Origin of the sequence: Nioella sp. (genome assembly GCF_965215655.1) — a bacterium.
GTDB lineage: Bacteria > Pseudomonadota > Alphaproteobacteria > Rhodobacterales > Rhodobacteraceae > Nioella.
Genome location: NZ_OZ244111.1, coordinates 1,594,881 through 1,612,281, shown reverse-complemented (window position 1 = coordinate 1,612,281; position 17,401 = coordinate 1,594,881). Strand labels below are relative to the sequence as shown.

Below are 17,401 nucleotides of genomic sequence, written 5' to 3'. Positions count from 1 at the left end.
GTCAGGGGGGCGTCGCTCACCCTTCCATCTCCGCCAGCATCCGGGCCTGATCATCCGAGATCAGCGCGTCGATCAGCTCATCCAGATCGCCCTGCATCACCTGATCGAGCTTGTAGAGCGTCAGGTTGATCCGGTGATCGGTGATGCGCCCTTGCGGGAAATTATAGGTGCGGATGCGTTCCGAGCGGTCGCCGCTGCCCACCTGCGCTTTACGGTCGGCGGCGCGCTCATCAGCGACCTTCTGGCGTTCGAGATCGTAAAGCCGGGCGCGCAGGACCGACATGGCGATCTCTCTGTTGCGGTGCTGCGATTTTTCGGAACTCGTCACAACGATGCCCGACGGAATATGGGTGATCCGCACGGCGGAATCGGTGGTGTTGACGTGCTGTCCCCCTGCCCCGCTGGCGCGCATCGTGTCGATGCGGATGTCGCCTGCCGGGATGTCGATATCGACCTCTTCGGCCTCTGGCAGAACAGCGACGGTGGCGGCAGAGGTGTGAATACGCCCGCCCGATTCCGTGGCAGGCACCCGCTGCACCCGATGCACGCCGGATTCATATTTCAGCCGCGCAAAGACGCCCTCGCCGGTCACATGGGCCACGACCTCCTTGATGCCGCCAAGCTCGGTCAACTGCTGTTCGATGATCTCCAGCTTCCAGCCGCGCGCATCGGCGTAGCGTTCGTACATGCGCAGCAGGTCACCGGCGAACAGCGCCGCCTCATCGCCTCCGGTGCCGGGGCGGATTTCCACCATGGCGGGGCGGGCATCGGCGGCATCCTTGGGCAGCAGCGCGAGTTGCAAGGCTTTTTCGGCCTCGGGCAGCGCGTCGCGCAGCTGCGGCAGCTCCTCCTCGGCCAGTTCCGCCATGTCAGGATCGTCAAGCATCGCCTCGGCGTCGGCGATGTCACTCAGAATCCGGCGATAGGCGGCGATCTGGTCCACGACCGGTTTGAGGTCCGAATATTCCCGGCTGATCGCCGCGATCTCATCGGCAGCGGGGCCGGCATTGAGACGCGCCTCGAGAAACTCGAACCGTTCGGTGATCTGGGTCAGGCGATCTGCTGGCAACATGACAGGCGGTGTGGCGCGGGGCGCGCGCGCCGTCAAGGGGCTAGCGCTGCCTCCAGCCGCTCCATCCAGCGGGTGACGCGGGCCGCATTCACCCCCGCATCACCATAGCCAAAGCGGGACCGCGAGAAGACCTCGACCCGCGTCCCCTCCCCTTCCGGGCTCAGCCGGATGGAAATCGCATCGGGATAGCCCATGATCCGACTGCGCTGCACAAAGGTTACAAGCCCATCCTCCGCCCTGCCCGCAAGGCGCGACACGCGCGGGGCCGAGGCCATTACGCGGTTCAGGGCGTCTACGACGGTTTCGGGGGGTGCTTGCAGCATCAACGCCGGGGCGTCACCGTCGCTGTCCCGCAAAAGATAGGCATTCGGCGTGCGGGGCCGTTCCGCCGTTGACGGGTCCACATGCCACCGCTCGACCGACATGGGAGAGAGCCGGATATAGAGCAGCAAGGCAACGGGCAGCAGCAGCAATAGAAGGTAGCGCATCTGCCATAGATGGGGCGGCACGCCGAATTTGCAAAGGTGACGCAGCGCAAGCCGCGCCCTGATTTCAAGGCGCTTCCCCCGCGGCACTGACGACACTCAAAGACCATCGCATTAAGGTTAACACTGGTCAGGGTGAATGCCGGTGAGGGTTAACGCTTTTTAAAGCGGAGTCCCAAGATGGGTCGGGCTGCGCGCCAAAGGTGAGGATTGGCCGCGGGCGGTGTCAAACGGGCCAGCTTCGGGGAAGCAATCCTCAATGCAGACGGAAACAGCGGGCAGGTCTCTGGTCACTCAGCAAGCAACGCCTTTGTTGCCCGGGCGATCACGCTTTCTTCATCCGTCGGCAAGACCAGTATCGGCACCCGACCAGCATCGACCACGGTCGCATTGGCCGCATTGGCCTCCGGGTCCAGGTCCAGCCCCAGAAACCCGAGCCCCTCCAGCGCACGCGCCCGGATCGGGGCGGCGTTCTCGCCCACGCCACCGGTAAAGACCAGCGCATTGATGCCGCCCAGAACCGCCGCCATGGCACCGATTTCCCGCGCAAGGCGGTTGCAGTAATAGGCGATGGCCTCCGCCGCTTCGGGCGCGTCCGAGGCCAGCAGCGCGCGCATGTCGTGGCTGATGCCCGACAGCCCCAGCATCCCGCTTTCCTTGTAAAGCAGATGGGTCAGGTCGTCATAGCCCATTCCCTCTTCCTTCATCAGGTAAAGCAGAACGCCCGGATCGACCTGACCGGGCCGGGTGCCCATGCACAGCCCCTCCAGCGCCGAAAACCCCATGGTGGACGAGATCGAGCGCCCGTTTTCGATGCCACACAGCGAGGCCCCGTTGCCCAGATGGGCGACGATCAGCTTGCCTCTGGCCAGATCCGGGTAATCACGCGCCATCTTGCCAGCGATGAAATCGTAACTCAGCCCGTGGAACCCATAGCGGCGCACGCCCTGATCGTAGTAGCGGCGCGGCAGGGCGAAGACGTCATTCACCTTGGGATGGCCCCGGTGAAAGGCGGTGTCAAAGGCGCCGACCTGCACCGCATCGGGAAAAGCCGCGCGCGCGGCGCGGACGGCGGCAAGGTTGTGCGGCTGGTGGAGCGGCGCGAGCGGTTTCAGCGTATCGAGGTAGCCAAGCAGCGGATCGTCCAGCAGGCGGGGGCCGTCGATCTCGGGTCCGCCATGCACGATGCGGTGTCCCACGCCATGCACGGTGCGCCCGTCCAGAATTGGAGACAGCGCATCGAGGATCGCCCCCACGCCCGCCACGTGATCGGTCGGGCCGAGGTCTTTCGTGGTTTTGGGCGCGCCTTCTGGTTTCAGGATCAACCGGGCATCGGCGCCAAGCGCGTCAACCATTCCGGAGGCTTCCAGCGCGGGCTCCGCCTCTGCCGTGTAGGCTGCGAACTTGATCGAGCTGGACCCGGCGTTGAGGGTCAGGATCACGCCGGTCATCGCAGGCTCTCCGCATAGAGCGCGGCGACGGCGCAGGAGGCCAGCCGCGCCTTGTCGTCATCGGCACGGGAATTCAGGATCACCGGCACCTGTGCCCCCATCACCACGCCCGCCGCTTCTGCATGGGCAAGGAAGCTGAGTTCCTTGGCAATCATGTTGCCCGCTTCCAGGTTCGGGGCGAGCAGGATATCGGCATGTCCCGCCACCAGCCCGGTGATGCCCTTGGTGCGTGCGGCCTCCAGATCAATCGCATTGTCCATGGCCAGCGGCCCGTCGACCAGCCCGCCGGTGATCTGGCCCCGGTCGGCCATCTTCGACAGCACAGCCGCATCCAGAGTCGAGGGGATAGAGGGCGTCACGGTTTCCACCGCCGACAACACCCCCACCTTGGGCTGCGTAATGCCAAGGGACAGGGCAAGATCAATTGCGTTCTGGCAGATCGAAACCTTGCAATCGAGATCGGGCGAGATGTTGATCGCCGCATCGGTCACGAAGAGCAGGTGGTCGAGCCCCGGCACATCCATCACGAAGACATGGCTGAGGCGGCGATTGGTGCGCAGCCCCCCCTCTTTCTTCAGGATCGCATGCAGAAGTTGGTCAGTGTGCAGATGCCCCTTCATCAGCGCCTTGGCCCGGCCTTCGTGGATCAGCGCCACAGCACGCAGGGCGGCGGCACGGTTGTCTGGCACGTCGATGATCTCGATATCCGAGATATCGGCCCCCAGTTCTTCTGCTGCTGCTGCAATCTTTTTCGCGCATCCGACAAAGACGGGATCAATCAGCGTATGGTTCCGCGCCAGAAGCGCGCCATTGAGTGCATCGGGCTTTTCCGGGGCAACAACGGCGGTGGCCAGCGCGGGCAAGGGCGCGGCCAGTTCCAGCAGGCGGTCGAAATGCTGATGCCGCTGCACGGTCAGCGCGGGCACGTCCATGTCATCGAAGCTCATCGGGCGGTCCGGGGCAATCACCTCGGCCCGCCCCTCGCAGATGCGCAGCCCGTCATCCCGTTCCACCCAGGTGTCAAAACACACCACATTGCCCGGTAGCTTCTCCGCCACTCGCACCTTGGCCACCAGCGTTTCGCCCGCATGGGCGCGGTCGAGGAAGGTCAGCGTCTGGCGTTTATACAGCGTGCCCGGTCCCGGCAGTTGATTACCCAGAACCGAGGAAATCAGCGCCCCCACCCACATGCCCGGCGCAATCGCCTCGGGCCGTCCGTCGCCATCACCATCCTCTCGCGGCAGATGCATCGGGTTATGATTGCCGCTGGAATTGGCGAAGACATAGAGAGCATCCGCCGTAACAAGCCGGGGGGAGGCAGCCTCCATTCCCACCTTGAGCGACTCGTAAGGGGTGTTGGAGAGCGTGGTCATGGGGCTGACCTCCGGGCAGAAGCGCGCACGAGGAGGGGAGCCTCGCGACTCAGGCGCAGTGTGACGGTATGGCGGCCATGAAACAGGATCATGACGCAAGGCGACAGGGCCAGACTCATGCCCCGACTGGGGCCAGTTTAACGCCCTCGGCTTCCAACCCGGCACGCACTGCACGGGCAATTTGCAGCGCGGTCTCGTTGTCGCCGTGCAGGCAGATCGTGTCGACGCGCGACGGGATCACCTTGCCCGATTCCGCGATGATCGCCCCTGCCTTGACCATCTCGACCATGCGTTTCGCGGCCCGATCCGCATCATGGATCACCGCACCGGGCAGGCTGCGGTCCACAAGTGTGGCGTCGTCATTATAGGCCCGGTCCGCGAAGATCTCTCCGGCGTAGCGCGCGCCCAAAGCCTTCACCGCCGGTTCCTGCGCGGTCGAGGCCAGAACGAAGATGATCACGTCGGGATCAACCGACAGCGCCGCCTCATAACAGGCGCGGGCCATCTCCTCATCCTCGGAACACATGTTGGACAGCGCCCCGTGCAGCTTGAAATGCCGCACCTCGGCCCCAAGCGCCTTTGCCATGCCCCGGATCGCCCCGAACTGGTAGCGGATCGCGTTTTGCAGGTCTTCGCGGCCCATCTGCATGCGGCGGCGGCCAAAGCCCTGAAGATCGGGAAAGCCCGGATGCGCGCCGATGCCGACGCCGTTGGCCTGCGCCACCTTGATCGTGCGAGCCATGACCGAGGGGTCGCCCGCGTGGAAGCCGCAGGCCACATTGGCCGAGGTCACGACCTTAAGCACCTCGGCATCATTGCCCATGGGCCAGGGGCCAAAGCTTTCGCCCATATCGGCGTTCAGATCGACGCGGATGGTCATGGCTCAGGTCTCCTCGTGTTCGTGGGTGTCATGATGGGCGGAAATCACGCCGCTCACCAGTTGATAGGATAGAAGGTCAGCTATGTCACCGGGGTGGCGCACGCGGGGCTCAACACGGGAAGGAAGCGATTTCAGGTACTTATCGAGCGACGTTCGCGCGGATAGCGCCTCCGCCAGCGTCACGAAACGAAACCGGATCGGGCTGCCCGGCGCAGCCTGGGCCACCTTGGTCAGATCGGCGCTGATCACGGTCGCGATGCGGGGATAGCCGCCCATGGACTGGCATTCGTTAAGCAGCACGAAGGGCGAGCCGTCGCCGATCACCTGTACATCGCCGGGCACGATGATCTCCGACAGAATCGCCAGATGCGCGTCCGAGGAGAAGCCGGGGCCATCATGGCCCATCCGCGCCCCCATGCGGCTGGCGCGGGCATCCTTGTAAAAGGCCGTGGTTTCCAGACGGGCGAGCGTATCGGTGGCGAATTGATCGGTCTGCACCGAGGGAAGGATACGGATCTCACCGCCAGAAAAGCGATCATCGGCGGCAAGCATCATGCCCCCCGCTTCGGGTGCAGGACGGCAGGTCAGCCGGTCGCCTGACTGTAAACGCCCGCCGATCCCGCCCGAAATATGCGCTGACCGCGCGCCCAAGACCTCCGGCGCGTCAAGCCCTGCGATGCTGAGATAGCCATAGCTGCCCTTGAGCGCACCGCCGATTTTCAGCGTCGCGCCGCGTGGCAACACATGGCTGCCAGACCAGTGCAGCCGGGCCCCATCAATCTCGGCCGTCATCGGCGCACCGGTCAGGGCAATCAGCAGATCCGCACCCTCGGCCCGAAATATGCCCCCTGCCCCGGCCATCTCGATGGCCAGCGCCCGGCCCGGATCGGATCGCAAGAGCGCCGCCCCTTCTGCCAGGGCCTGCGGGTCCATCGCACCGCCGCGCGACAATCCCTTGGACAGAAGGCCCGGACGGCCCGCATCCTGCAAGGACAGGCCCGGCCCGGCGGTCAGAATCTGCAGGACCGCGCTCATGGCAGGGCCTCGCAGCTTGCCACCATCCGACCGGCTTCCACCCCGGCCCAGGCATCTTCGAAGGCCGATGCCGTGACCGGCTGAAACAGGATCTCATCGCCCGCGGTCAGGGGAAAGGGCTGCTCTGCCTGCTGGCCGAACACGTCAATCGCCGCCCGTCCGATCCAGCGCCAGCCGGTCTGGGTGCCGACAGGAAACAGCACCAACTGGCGGATCGCCAAGGCCAGACCGCCTGCCGGAACATGTGGATTCAACTCGGTTTTCCGAGGAATATCAAACATCTCCGGCAATCGGCCCAGATAGGGCATCCCCGGTGAGAATCCGATGGTCAGCACCCGGACCGGAGTCCGGGAAATCTGCGCGACCGCATCATCCGGCGACAACCTGGCCATGCTGGCCGCTTCTTCAAGTTGTGGGCCATGGTCCCCCCCGAACACAGTGGGCACGCGCCACAGCTTGCGTCCATGGGGCAAGGGCACGCCATACCAGTCACGGCTCCGCAGCAGATCCTTCAGGGCGGCTTCGAGCGCATCATGGCTCAGCCGGACCGGGTCGAAGCGAAGGAACACCGATTTTAGTGACGTGGCGCTTTCCTCGACACCATCCCAGGCAGCGGCCTCGACGGCCGCCCGGAATGCCAGCGTCGCGGCATTGACGGCCATTGACAGGTGATCCCCGAATTCGACAAGCAGACCCGCCTCGCCCATCCGGTGAAGCCGGGGAAACCCGCTATCCTGTTCCGTGCCACCCATGGCCTACCTGTCCCTTTTGGTCCGGTGCCATGGTGCGGCCCCTGCGAAGTGGTTGCAAGGCCCGGACAGGTGATTTTCCTGTCGCGCTACACCCAGCCATCGACTGGGCGCATTCGCTCTTGTATCCGGCCCTGCAATTTCATATCGAATGCCCCGAGCCGGTCTAGCTCAGCTGGTAGAGCGTCTGATTTGTAATCAGGGGGTCGGGGGTTCGAGTCCCTCGACCGGCACCACTTCCCAATCTAACTCATTGGTTTCGCTTCAGCTTTTAGCAATCGCTAGGAGCCGTAGACCATGTCGGAGACCATTTCACCCACGTTCACCTTCGTGAAGGACGGCATTTTCCACTTCAGCAGGCGTATCCCGCAGGAGTTGAGGCGGCATTACACCTCGCCTCGGATCGCATATTCGCTGCGGACGAAATCCACAAGAATCGCCGAAGCCAGGGCTAGGAGAGCAGCAGATCAGCTGGACGAGTATTGGTACCATTTGCGGTGCCAGGTCACAGACCTTCCAGGTAAGCACATGCTGCGGCTGAAGGGGGCTACTCTCGCTGATGATCCCGAGCAGCAGCCTGCCCCGTCGTCCTCGATCAAACTGTCCGAAGCAGTATCCATATATCTACAGCTCAAAGGCAGGAACCGACCTGTGACCTTTCAAAGGGCAGCCGAGAGGGCCTGTGGATACGTCATCGACGCCTGTGGCGACAAAGACCTCCAAGCCTACACCAAGGCCGACGCAAACGCGTTCCGTGATGCGCTGATCGCTCGAGGGCTGGCCGGTAGCAGCATGACACGAGTGATCGGAACCGTCAGAGCGGTGACCAACTTAGCCGTCAGTGAACAGGGTCACACGCTGAACAATCCATTCGCTGGCGTTTACTACGACCGGACAGCAGGCGTCGCTAACCGCACCTCAGTTCCAGCCGATGCCATCACCATCGTCCAGGCGAAGTGTCGGGGATGTGATGATGACCTACGTTGGCTGGTGACCATGGTGTCGGACACCGGGATGCGCCTGGCGGAGGCCGCTGGGATGACCCGGGATGACATCGTCCGTGACAAAGATGGGTCCCTGTCTGCCTATATCCGCCCCCACGCCTGGCGTCGGCTCAAGACCAAGGGCAGCGAACGTGTCGTGCCGCTGGAGGGCGAGGCCCGCTGGGCAGCGCAACGCATCCTGGACCAGCAGACATGCTCACAGTACGCCTTCCCACGATACAACTCGGCAGACACTACTAACATGAATACTGCCAACGCATCACTGAACAAGTGTTTAAAGCAACACCTGCCCGACGGATGCACCATGCACAGCTTCCGCCATTCCATGCGAGATCGTCTTCGCGCTGTTGAGTGTCCCGCCGACATCGTGGACCAGATTGGAGGCTGGCAGACGGACGAAGTGGGCCATGGGTACGGCTCTGGCTACCCGCTGGAGGTCATCAGAAAGTGGATGCAGGCTGTCGCGTGAACCGACATGGTCTACCGCTCCTAGCGATTGCTAAAAACTGAATAATCCGCCGTTTTCTCTTTAAACATCGACAATTTCCGCAGCGCGTGCGGAGTTGGGGCGGGATTTTCATTACTTTAGCTACACATCTCGCTACATGATTAGCGCACATCCATCATTGATTGGGCCTGGGTAGCAAGGCAATGAACAACAGCATTGTCAGGAACCAATCCAAACCGTTTCTTCGCGGAAGAGCACTTTACTTGGACGCCTATCCCTGCGCGGTTCAAAATAAAATATTGGGCAATCACATAATAAAAGAAGCCCCAGGCATTCAGCTGGGGCGCGCGTCAGTTAAGCGGGCGGTCTCGTCACCGGACCGCCCGCCAATAGCGTCACTGTTGGATCCGCACCACGTTGGGCCCGTTCACCTGTACGTTGGCCGTGCTGTTGGTGCCGCGCTGGACAACCGCGACCTGCGCACCATCGCTTGCCACGATGCTGGCTGACAGATTGTGGCCCTGCTGATGGGCTGCAATGGACGCCCCAACGCCGCCAGTGCGGCTGTGCATCTGCAACCCAGTTCCGGACTGGCTCAGTATCTGGGTACCGTAGGCACCGGTCGTCTCTGCCAGCAACCGGTTGCCCGCACCGTTGACGGACCCGCTGAGGTAGGTGCCGCAGCCATTGTCGATCACGTCGACCACATGGCCTACGCCGCGCACGTCCATATAGACGTCGCCGCAGGCAAGCGCCGGAGGGGCGGCAAGACAGAGGGTGAGAAAGTAGGGCACGAGGGAAGTAATACGCATGATTTGGTCTCCGTTTCTTGTGTCGGTGCCGGAACCTTCCGGCTACCTGGTAGAAGCGGAGGGACAGGGTGCTTTTTTCACTCGCGCCAACAGGGTGAGATGGTCGGGTCATCGCCATCGAAGGCGCAAAGCGGCGAGAGCGCCTCGCGCGCAAGGCTGCGGTACTCCTCCAGCGAGAAGCTCGGCGAGAGAAAGCGCATGGCGGACATGGCGTTCAGGATCTGCCCGTCAGGAAGGAAGGCGGCGAAATGTTCCCTATATCCCGTGCCAAGGTCGCGCCAGATGCGATCCTCTTCGAGGGAATAGAGAACCGAACGGAACTCGCGCCCGCCTAGGGCAATTGTCACCAGCGCGCGGTTCGTTGCAAGATCGACATCGGCCATCGAGATCGGGTCGGGCATCTGAAGAAGCGGCTGCGCCACCCAGTCTCCATCGCGCCAGTGCCACAGGTTCAGTGTCAGGCCGAAATCGGGGGCCAGCACGTCGGGAGGGCCGTCCCCGGTTGGTAAAAGCCGGGTTCCCATGCGGAACCAGGCGCTCGGGATGCTGCCGAAGGACGTGCCATCGCGGGCGAGTACGTGAATAGCCTCGTCATGCCAGATCGCAAAGAACGCGCCATCGGGGCTGAGCGAGGCACAGCCCATGTCAAGCGGCGCAGGCAGGACGAGCGGTGGCTCTCCCGTTTCGGGGGAGAAGATCAGCGCATCACCCCGGTCCTCGAAGGGGATTTCGTTGAGGTCGAGCGTGGCCACAGGCGCCCCGCCATACCAGGGCGCACATGGCGGAAATTCGGGGCGCCAGTCGGCTGGCAGCGCGTTCAGGTCGAAGGCGGGGAGGCCCAGTTCCGCGCGCGCCCACTCGTTAAGCGGTTCCGGCGCAAAGGGCCCATCTGCGGTCCAGTCGATCAGCACGAGTTCGGTCATCTCGGAAGCCGGAGCGGGGTTGAGCAGAACCGCCGCCTGGCGCACGCTCAGCAACCCCGCCGCCGAGATTTCCCGCGGCATGCGGAAGTGGCGCGGTTCTTCGTATTCGAACCGCAGCGTCACGTCCCGGACCCGCCAGTCGAGCATGGCGAACTCCTCGAGAACTGTCGGGGTGAAACCTAGAGGTTCAGTTTCGGGGAAATCTTGAGAGTTGGAGATCAGGTCGAGCCCACCGTCGTCTGTGCGCCAGTCAGAAATCGGCGCGTTCGCCACGGCTTCCTGCAAGGCATCGACTTGGCCAAGGCGAACCACGATGTTTGCGGCATAACGCCCGGCAGACGTGTTCATGGCCGACGACAGCAGCAGATGTTCGCCCGACAGCCAGCAGCGCATCGCGCCCGGATCGTGCTCAAGCTCTAGCGCATCGGTAAAGAGGCGTTCGATCAACCACAGATCCTCGTCCCACGCGCCGAAGATGCCGCCGCCGCGGTTGTGGAAACTGCACAGTGTTCCGGCTGGCACGTCCTCCCATTGCAGGGTCTGCACGCCAATCGCGCGATAGGCTTCGATGTCCTCGCTCTCGTCGGTGGCCTCCGCGACGGCCAGACTCTGCCCGTCTGGCATGAATCGTAGCCTCGGAGGAAAGCCGCTGACTTCGCGCATCTCGCCGCGCGGGATGGAAAAGACGGCGCTCAGGGACGCGATTTCAGTATAGTCGGTGGTATAGAGGCTCTGCTCGATCAGCCCGATGCCGTCGGGGTTAATCGTCAGCGTGCTGTAATCGGCCCCCTCAATCAGGCCGGGAAGCGAGAAGAGCAGCCCGGTCGGCCCGGTTTCGGGATCGAGTCCATGTATCTCTAGCACCCCAGCATTGTCCATCGCGATCATCGCGCCCGGGGGATCGAGCGCATCGAAGATCCCCATCAGCCGTCCGTCGAGCGGGCCGAGATTCCGCAGTGTGCCATCAGGCAACGCGCGAGACAGGGTGCCAGTGCCGGAAGAGTGCAGGAAAAACCCGTCGCGGAATTCTTGTCCGGTGCTGTCTGCCGGAACGGCGATGACCGTCCGCTGCACCACGCTCTGCAGCGTGTCCTCCAGCGACATCAGAACCGCGTGGGGCGGGGTGTCGTCATCGACGAAGGCGGCGCTGGCGGCCAATGCGGTCAACAGTGCCGCGTCTCGGTGGCCCTCGGCGGCGATATCGGGGGCGCTTTCCAGCGTCAGCAGATCGGCGCGCCTTTCGGCCAGCCGGGTTGCGGCTTCGGCTTGTTGCAGCCGGGATTCCGCCAGCGTTCGCGCCGTCTCGGCCTCGATCTCGCGCGTGGCGGCAAGATCGAGCGCCTGTGCCAGGTCCACCGCCTGCCGCTCGGCAATGCGGGTCTGGGTGACTGCTGCGTTGCGCTGTTCCAGCGCCCAGAAGGCCACCCCCGCAACCACCAGCAGCGCTGCCACCGCGGCGCCTGCCGTGATCCGCGCCCGGCGCGCGCCCAGACGCAATTCCTCTTCCTCGGCCTCTGCTTCGGCTTTGACCGCCGTGCGCGAGCGGGCGAGAAAGTCGAGCGCCAGCGGTGACAGGTAAGTCAGTTGCCCGGCAACCAGATCCTCGCCCGCATCGAGCCGTCCGCGATGGCGCAGCAGGTCTGACGGAGGCCGCCCGTCTCGGTCCCATTGCCGCGCTGTCACTTCCAGCCGGTCGCGCAGTTCCAACTCGCTGCCAAGGGTTTGCACTAGGGCAGAAAGCCGTGGCCAGTTGCGGATCAGCGCCTCATGCGCAAGCAGGACATACCGGTTGGGGCCATGTCCGCGCACGACCGCAAGTCGCGCCTCGACCAACTGGTCGAATACCGCCATGCGAGCGGGCTCCGCTCCTTCCACACGGGCCGAGCGAGCGTTTCCGCGCCCGGTTTCGGTGTCAACGGCCACTAGCTCGGCCAATGCGCGGTCGATCTCTGCCGGGCTAAGGCCCTCCGCCTCGAGATCGTCTATCACCGCGTCGGCCCACCGGTTGACGACCCCCTCAAAACCGCCGATGCGGTCGTAGGAGCCTGCGGGAATCACCCCGGACTCATCAGCCAGATCGGCAAGGCGCGTCAGCACAATCTGTAGCAGGGGCAGGCTGTCGGGGCTGGCGAGGGCAAGTTCGGCCAGACGGTCAGACAGGTCGGCATCGGCCTCTTCGAAGCGCAACCCGGCCAGCGCCATCGGGCTTCGGATGATTTGCCCCAGCTCTCCTAGGCTGGGTGGCGCAAGACGGTAGAGCCGATCGCCATCTGCCAGTGCGGCGAGTTCGGGCAGGTTGTTGAGCAAGTCGAACCTGTCGGTGCGCAGCGTCGCAAGGCAGGCCGCCCGCCCGCTGCGGGCCAATTCCGATACCAGCGCGGCCATCGATGCCGCGGCCTCCGTATCGGGCTGGAGCAACGCCTGTTCCAACTGATCGAGGATCAGCAACAACGTGCGGACGCCCTGCCGGTCCAGCGCCGCCGCAAGTGACTGCACTTCCTGCCCGCTTTCCGGTGTAGAGCCGCCCATGGCCTCGGCCAGCGCATTTCGCAGCGCGGTGTCTGGCGGCAGGGCCGCGTCGAAGCGCAGCACCACGCTCGTCCACGGCGCACCTTCACGGGCGCCGCTGGTGATATCCTCGGCTAACCCTGCCATGGCCAGAGAGGATTTGCCGACGCCCGAGTTGCCATGCACCAACAGGAAGGCGGTGCCACACGCCATGGTGCGGCGCATCCGTTCGGTCGCTTCCTCGCGGGCGCGGGCGCGGCCGAAGAAGATCGGGCGGTGGCGGGCCTCGAAAGCTTCCAGCCCGCGAAAGGGACGTTCGTTCCAGGCCTTTCCGCTCGAAGAGCCTTGGGATGAGGCCGCCTGCGCCTGCGGTAGAGGCGGGAGGCCGAGTGCCGCCACCGCCTCGCCCGCGTTGGCAACCGGGATCAGCTGGACGCCTTGCTTTTTTAGCGCCTCTCGCAGTGTCGGGGCGATCTCGGGCAGGTTTTCGGCGGGCAAAAGGAACAGGCCCGGGCGAGCCTCTTCCAGGATGTGCCGTGCCTTGGTCTCGACATGGCCGATGGCACCCACCCGAAGCCCGAGCGTATCCACTGTACCCGTGGCCCAGACCCGCAGACTGGGCGGATGCGGCGTGTCAGCCAGCGCCATGTGCAACCGCCCTGCGGCATTGATCGCATGGGCGAGGAACAGCGCAAGCTGCCAGCTTTGTCCTGCGTCCACCGGATCCGAGACATCCGCTCGCCAGGCGGCATGGCCGAACAGCTTCTCGATTGGTCCCGTGGGTTGGCGCACAAAGGCGTTGTAGTCGCGGTCAACCCCGGCCTGTTGCGCGCTGCCGCCGATGCAGATGGTTGAGCGGCCGAGCCGCGCGTCTTCCTGCGCTAGGTAGAGGATGCGTGCCGTTGTCCCGGTCGTCGGGATCGCCAGCTCGACGCAGGTGGTATCAGGTCCGCCGCTCATCCCGGTGCCTCACGTGCAGGTAGCAGTGTCGCACTACCTTTCGGAGATTGCAGGGCCGCGATCAGCCCGGCGTCATCCGGCGCCGAGGGGTCTAGCACGGTGAACACCGCGCCTTCTGGGTCGGCGGCAGGCAGGGCACGGCGCTGGAGGCTACCGTCCGGGGCACTGGCGATCAGCATCAGAGGGCCCGCAGGGACGGGATCGTCGAAAGCGATCGTCAGATAAACCTGCCCCCCACGGCGAGCCGGAACGAGGCTGATCCGGCCGCCGGGAAAGGCGCGCTCCGACAGCCGGTCATCAGTGGCGGCGGCGGCCTGCTGCGGCAGAGAGAAAAGCGCAAGGTCGCGTTGTAATGCCATGAAGTCACGCCGCAGACGGGGCCTTTCGCCAATAAGTGCCAGAAGTATCCGGGCGTCGGGCAGGTCCGGGTCGGTAAGCAGCGCATATAGCTGTCCGATTCCGACCTGCACCTGCCCGAAGGCTTCGGCCTGCGCTTCCTGCAGGCTGCGGCTTGCCACGAAAAGGCGGTCGGCGTTATCGAAAAGGTCACTCATCGGTCTTGCTCCGTGCCGGTGGTGCAATAGGATCGGGGACAGTTTGCGCGATCCGCGCAAAACAGGCAATCGAAGGACACCGGCGCGCATGGCACCTGCTCAGGTTATCCGCTTTCCAGCGCGGTCTTCGGACCGGGCCGAGGAACTGCGCGATCTGGTGCTGGCGATCACCGGCGCGACCGGCCCCGATGGACAGCCCCGGGTGCCCCCCCGGCTGCAGCCATTTCTTCTGGCCTGTTTCGCGGGTCGTGGACGGGCGCTGCCGGGCCTTGCACATCTTGCTGTTCGTCTCGCAGCGCTGGTCGATCCGCTGCACCCGCACGGCTATGTCGGGGCGCTTAACGACAGCCTGCCCGTGCTGCGCAGCAGGGGATTCATGCGCCTGTTCGGCCGCAGCGACCCCAAGCTGGTGCTGGAGGCGCCGCATCTGCGTGCTGCCGGTGGGACGGCCTTCATCTTCGACCTGCGTCGCGCGCCCGCTGCCGCGGCCTATCTTGACGCCGCGCAGGCCATGTTGGGATATGCCGAAGTTCGGGATCTGCTGGCGCCGCTTCTGCGGGGCACGGTCTCGGCGGCAGAAGTGGCGGGGCACCTGCACAAGGCGGTGCTGGACTGGCTGCATCCGCGCCTTCAGCGCGAGCATCTGTTGCGCCAGGCCAGGGTGATCCGCGGGTTCTTGCAGGGGCGTGGCGTTGGCACCGCTCGCGACATCGACGATGCGGTCATCCTCGACTTCTGGCGCGAACAGGCCCCCGCGGGTGAAGGGCCGGACGGATTCCGGTTGTGGCGCAACGCGGTGCGGCAGCTCGTGGCCTACCGGATCGCGCTGGATGAGGCAGCTACCGGTGCCGCGCTCGACATTCCGCTCAGCACCTCGGCCAGCGACGAAGAGGGCGGGATCGACCTTGCACGGTTTGATGTTGCGGAGGGGCGGGCGGATGGCGCTGACATGGCCCCCTGGATATCGCCCTTGGCGATGCTTTCTGCCCCTGGGGCAGCGGCGGTCAAATGGATCACGGCGCGCGAGCATGCGGTGCTGGCCACCGCTTTTGCCGCAACGTCCCCCGCCGAGGGCACCCCCCCCGATCCAAGGGGAAGCAGCGCCTTCGGGGATGCCCGGCCAGAGCCAGCGCTTCTGCTGACCTGGCTGCGTTTCGCGGTCTTTGGCGCCGCGCAGGCCCGAGCCGTCGAGGCCGCGCGCGGCGGCGCCGCGATCGGATTGCCGCAAGATATCCGAGACTATGCGGCGGTTCGCGAGGATTGGTCGGCGCGCCACGAGGCCATCGCAGGGCTGCACCTGGCCGCCGCATGGGATCTCTTGCGCCGCAGCCCGGCGGATGGGCTGGTGCTTGCGCTCGATTCCCTGCGCGACATAGTGCTCGCGGCGCTGCGAGACACGAGCAACGACTATGCTGCGGCGGCTGAGCTGGTCCGTGCCGCGCCCGAGGCGGCTGAGCTTGCACGCGCCTTCCGCGCAGTCAACCGCGTGGGGTTCCGGCGGCAGGATGCGGAAGATCCGGCTATCACTGCCGCGCTGCGGGAGGGCGCCCCCTGGCTTCGACCGTTGCGCGAGGAAATCGCCATGTTGCTGGATTGGCTCGCCGTGCGCGATCTTGCGACAGCTTTCGCGACCGACCGCGCGACCTTCGCCGAGGTGTTTATGCAGATCTACGGAGGCGAGAGCTAGGGGCGGCATCGGTTGGCTCCGGTAGAAAGCGAAACGGCACGGGCCGGGTAGGTCGTCCCGGCCCGCGCAGCGCGCGTCAACGCGCAGGGCCACAGGCGACGGGCGCGCCGTCGATCTGCATCTCGAGCTCTGGTGGCTCGGTCCCCGTCAGCGAGATGCGCTGGCTGCCGAGCGTGACGGTTTCGCCCGGCGCGAGGTTGAAGCTACCCCCTCGGACGAGCCGCACCTGACTGGTGCCGCCCTGTTCGAAACTGTAGCGGAAGCTGCCCGATGCGGGGCTGTCACCCGCAGTAAGCCGCACCTCGTAACGATGCGCCTCTTCCTCGACATTATTCATTAGGGAACAGGTCAGCTCAGCCGGTGGTTCCGTTGTTTGCGTGATCGTCGGAGCCTGGATCGGCGCCGCAGGCTCGGGGGCGGGTGGAGCGCTGGCCTGAGGACCTGTCAGGATCAGCAGGATCGCGCCCATGATGGAAGAAATCTCGATGCTCATGTCCATGTTTCCTTTCTGGATCGGGTCAATCGCAGCGCAAGATCCGAAGATCGAAGCCTGTGTTCGGGTTCGCCACGATCGGCACCTGGCGGTGACCGGGAGGGCAGGTTCCGGCGAAGACCATGACGTCGGCTCCGGGGTTCAGGACGTCGATCTGTGCTCCGGATCCGTGGATGAAGGCTTGGGTCCGTGGCGCTGTGCCTGAAGTCTCGATCATGGCACGGTGGCCCTGACCGTCGGCCCAGACCACAAGATCACCGCAGCCATCGCCTTCGTGGATGTCGAGCGCGATTCCGCGCCCGGTGACGTCGATCTCGGCCCGGCCCGGGCAGTCGGCCTGGGCCTTCGCCGCAAAACCGGCGGCGAGGGCGAGGACAAGGGTGAGGGTTTTGATGGAATGACGCATGGGTCTGACCTCCTTTCAGGCTCAGTAGATGGCGGTGCCGACGTAGCCGTCGATCCAGCAGGCTTCCCCGGGGAAGAGCCATTCGTCGTGGTAAAGCGGTCGCTCGTGGATGATCTCGCCGTAGTAGTTCAGAAGGGCGCAGTACCCGGCCCAGTCCGGCGCTGGTGCCCAATTGGGGACGTTGCCGCCGCCGGTTTGCACATGCACGTCGACATCCACGTCGACCACGTTGCCGTAGCCGTCCACATAGACGTTCACGTTGGGGGAAACCTGTGCCGCGGCCGAGCTGGCGATAAGGGCTGCGGTTGCGGCGGCGGTGAGAAGCTTGAGGGTCATGTTGGTATCTCCGTTCAATGTTGTGTGACGGAGCAAAGCGGGGGGTTTGGGCGTTTTTTTCCGCTGTCCAAGACAGAGGTTATTTGATGATGTATATCAGGAGCGCTTCGAACTATTTGTGAACCGAGAAGCCGTGCAAGGGGTCTCTGCTGCCATGTTGTTGAGAATTCCGAACTAATGCAGATGGAGTAGTCTCGTGAAAGTGGTCCACCACCTGGGATAGAT

The 17,401-nt window shown here is 64.5% G+C and carries 15 protein-coding genes and 1 tRNA gene; 3 read left to right on the top strand and 13 right to left on the bottom strand.

Going from position 1 to position 17,401, the window contains the following annotated elements:
• Positions 1-16: 16 nt before the first annotated feature.
• The 7 genes from prfA to ACOOEX_RS08255 form a co-directional block, all read right to left on the bottom strand.
• Entirely contained in the window at positions 17-1,072 is a 1,056-nt protein-coding gene (gene prfA, locus ACOOEX_RS08285) for a peptide chain release factor 1 (protein WP_420397958.1), read from the bottom strand.
• A gap of 32 nt (positions 1,073-1,104) precedes the next feature.
• Positions 1,105-1,581, bottom strand: coding sequence for a DUF1499 domain-containing protein (locus tag ACOOEX_RS08280; protein ID WP_420397957.1), 477 nt, complete (start codon positions 1,579-1,581; stop codon positions 1,105-1,107).
• A gap of 266 nt (positions 1,582-1,847) precedes the next feature.
• Positions 1,848-3,008, bottom strand: coding sequence for an acetate/propionate family kinase (locus ACOOEX_RS08275; protein ID WP_420397956.1), 1,161 nt, complete (start codon positions 3,006-3,008; stop codon positions 1,848-1,850).
• Positions 3,005-4,381 (bottom strand): bifunctional enoyl-CoA hydratase/phosphate acetyltransferase, encoded by a 1,377-nt coding sequence (locus ACOOEX_RS08270; protein WP_420397955.1) that lies wholly within the window; start codon positions 4,379-4,381, stop codon positions 3,005-3,007. Before ACOOEX_RS08270 ends, ACOOEX_RS08275 begins: the two co-directional genes overlap by 4 nt.
• Positions 4,382-4,496: 115 nt before the next feature.
• Entirely contained in the window at positions 4,497-5,261 is a 765-nt protein-coding gene (locus ACOOEX_RS08265) for a LamB/YcsF family protein (RefSeq protein ID WP_420397954.1), read from the bottom strand.
• A 3-nt stretch (positions 5,262-5,264) separates the two neighbouring features.
• Positions 5,265-6,296, bottom strand: a complete 1,032-nt coding sequence (locus ACOOEX_RS08260) for a biotin-dependent carboxyltransferase family protein (RefSeq protein ID WP_420397953.1) — start codon at positions 6,294-6,296, stop codon at positions 5,265-5,267.
• The gene (locus ACOOEX_RS08255) at positions 6,293-7,048 is read right to left on the bottom strand and encodes a 5-oxoprolinase subunit B family protein (RefSeq protein ID WP_420397952.1); all 756 of its coding nucleotides are present in this window, start codon (positions 7,046-7,048) and stop codon (positions 6,293-6,295) included. Before ACOOEX_RS08255 ends, ACOOEX_RS08260 begins: the two co-directional genes overlap by 4 nt.
• Before the next feature lie 157 nt (positions 7,049-7,205).
• On the opposite strand from ACOOEX_RS08255, the gene ACOOEX_RS08250 reads away from it, so the two are divergent.
• Positions 7,206-7,281, top strand: a tRNA-Thr gene (locus ACOOEX_RS08250).
• A gap of 61 nt (positions 7,282-7,342) precedes the next feature.
• Positions 7,343-8,518, top strand: a complete 1,176-nt coding sequence (locus tag ACOOEX_RS08245; protein ID WP_420397951.1) for a DUF6538 domain-containing protein — start codon at positions 7,343-7,345, stop codon at positions 8,516-8,518.
• A 374-nt stretch (positions 8,519-8,892) separates the two neighbouring features.
• Here the strand turns inward: ACOOEX_RS08245 and ACOOEX_RS08240 are convergent, their stop codons facing one another.
• The 3 genes from ACOOEX_RS08240 to ACOOEX_RS08230 form a co-directional block, all read right to left on the bottom strand.
• Positions 8,893-9,309 carry a hypothetical protein gene (locus ACOOEX_RS08240; protein ID WP_420397950.1) on the bottom strand — a complete coding sequence of 139 codons (417 nt, stop codon included), beginning with the start codon at positions 9,307-9,309 and terminating at the stop codon, positions 8,893-8,895.
• A gap of 77 nt (positions 9,310-9,386) precedes the next feature.
• Positions 9,387-13,700: a hypothetical protein gene (locus ACOOEX_RS08235; RefSeq protein ID WP_420397949.1), complete on the bottom strand. Its 4,314-nt coding sequence runs from the start codon at positions 13,698-13,700 to the stop codon at positions 9,387-9,389.
• Complete coding sequence (locus ACOOEX_RS08230) at positions 13,697-14,254, bottom strand: hypothetical protein (RefSeq protein ID WP_420397948.1); 558 nt, start codon at positions 14,252-14,254, stop codon at positions 13,697-13,699. The genes ACOOEX_RS08235 and ACOOEX_RS08230 overlap by 4 nt, the downstream gene beginning before the upstream one ends.
• A gap of 88 nt (positions 14,255-14,342) precedes the next feature.
• Between ACOOEX_RS08230 and ACOOEX_RS08225 the strand changes: the two genes are divergently transcribed.
• Positions 14,343-15,941, top strand: a complete 1,599-nt coding sequence (locus ACOOEX_RS08225; protein ID WP_420397947.1) for a hypothetical protein — start codon at positions 14,343-14,345, stop codon at positions 15,939-15,941.
• 76 nt (positions 15,942-16,017) lie between these two features.
• On the opposite strand, the gene ACOOEX_RS08220 is transcribed toward ACOOEX_RS08225, so the two are convergent.
• The 3 genes from ACOOEX_RS08220 to ACOOEX_RS08210 are packed head-to-tail and all read right to left on the bottom strand — an operon-like array spanning position 16,018 to position 17,176.
• The gene (locus ACOOEX_RS08220; RefSeq protein ID WP_420397946.1) at positions 16,018-16,434 is read right to left on the bottom strand and encodes a hypothetical protein; all 417 of its coding nucleotides are present in this window, start codon (positions 16,432-16,434) and stop codon (positions 16,018-16,020) included.
• A gap of 25 nt (positions 16,435-16,459) precedes the next feature.
• On the bottom strand, positions 16,460-16,840 hold the full coding sequence (locus ACOOEX_RS08215) for a hypothetical protein (RefSeq protein ID WP_420397945.1): 381 nt from the start codon (positions 16,838-16,840) through the stop codon (positions 16,460-16,462).
• 21 nt (positions 16,841-16,861) lie between these two features.
• Entirely contained in the window at positions 16,862-17,176 is a 315-nt protein-coding gene (locus ACOOEX_RS08210; RefSeq protein ID WP_420397944.1) for a hypothetical protein, read from the bottom strand.
• Positions 17,177-17,401: the final 225 nt, after the last annotated feature.

Coding starts and splice junctions, on each gene's coding strand:
- prfA (WP_420397958.1), bottom strand. CDS start 1,072: ATGTTGCCAGCAGATCGCCTGACCCAGATCACCGAACGGTTCGAGTTT.
- ACOOEX_RS08275 (WP_420397956.1), bottom strand. CDS start 3,008: ATGACCGGCGTGATCCTGACCCTCAACGCCGGGTCCAGCTCGATCAAG.
- ACOOEX_RS08270 (WP_420397955.1), bottom strand. CDS start 4,381: ATGACCACGCTCTCCAACACCCCTTACGAGTCGCTCAAGGTGGGAATG.
- ACOOEX_RS08265 (WP_420397954.1), bottom strand. CDS start 5,261: ATGACCATCCGCGTCGATCTGAACGCCGATATGGGCGAAAGCTTTGGC.
- ACOOEX_RS08260 (WP_420397953.1), bottom strand. CDS start 6,296: ATGAGCGCGGTCCTGCAGATTCTGACCGCCGGGCCGGGCCTGTCCTTG.
- ACOOEX_RS08255 (WP_420397952.1), bottom strand. CDS start 7,048: ATGGGTGGCACGGAACAGGATAGCGGGTTTCCCCGGCTTCACCGGATG.
- ACOOEX_RS08245 (WP_420397951.1), top strand. CDS start 7,343: ATGTCGGAGACCATTTCACCCACGTTCACCTTCGTGAAGGACGGCATT.
- ACOOEX_RS08240 (WP_420397950.1), bottom strand. CDS start 9,309: ATGCGTATTACTTCCCTCGTGCCCTACTTTCTCACCCTCTGTCTTGCC.
- ACOOEX_RS08235 (WP_420397949.1), bottom strand. CDS start 13,700: ATGAGCGGCGGACCTGATACCACCTGCGTCGAGCTGGCGATCCCGACG.
- ACOOEX_RS08230 (WP_420397948.1), bottom strand. CDS start 14,254: ATGAGTGACCTTTTCGATAACGCCGACCGCCTTTTCGTGGCAAGCCGC.
- ACOOEX_RS08225 (WP_420397947.1), top strand. CDS start 14,343: ATGGCACCTGCTCAGGTTATCCGCTTTCCAGCGCGGTCTTCGGACCGG.
- ACOOEX_RS08220 (WP_420397946.1), bottom strand. CDS start 16,434: ATGAGCATCGAGATTTCTTCCATCATGGGCGCGATCCTGCTGATCCTG.
- ACOOEX_RS08215 (WP_420397945.1), bottom strand. CDS start 16,840: ATGCGTCATTCCATCAAAACCCTCACCCTTGTCCTCGCCCTCGCCGCC.
- ACOOEX_RS08210 (WP_420397944.1), bottom strand. CDS start 17,176: ATGACCCTCAAGCTTCTCACCGCCGCCGCAACCGCAGCCCTTATCGCC.